Below are 374 nucleotides of genomic sequence, written 5' to 3' on the forward strand. Positions count from 1 at the left end.
TTGTTTGTAAAAGTATAGACGGTAGCTGCTACATCATAACCACCCAAAGGATTACTTTGTACAGTCTTCACCACACGTCCCTTGATGTCATAGTAGTATGCGGTATAAATCTTGTTACTACTACCAAGTACCGTTGCCACACTTGCAGTCAAGGCACCTTTTCCATTGCCCGAAGCATCATCAGGGAAATTGCTGTTATTGAAACCTGCTTGCGAACGGAAAGCGTAACTGTCATAGAAGTGCTGCACAAGTACATTCGTTCCAGAAGTGGTCACTTTGTTGGTACAAGTCCCCTGTTCCGTCAGGCGGTTCAGCCCGTCGTACTTGTAGTACGTCCAGTTACCGGATGTAAGGGCACGCTGGTTGCCGTCCTG

Annotated in this window: 1 pseudogene; it reads right to left on the reverse strand. The window is 47.1% G+C overall.

What is annotated here, in order from left to right:
- A pseudogene (locus DXD65_RS21070) lies at positions 1-374 on the reverse strand (RHS repeat-associated core domain-containing protein); the annotation flags it as partial.

The organism is Bacteroides sp. 4_1_36 (genome assembly GCF_003466325.1).
Taxonomy (GTDB): Bacteria; Bacteroidota; Bacteroidia; order Bacteroidales; family Bacteroidaceae; genus Bacteroides; species Bacteroides uniformis.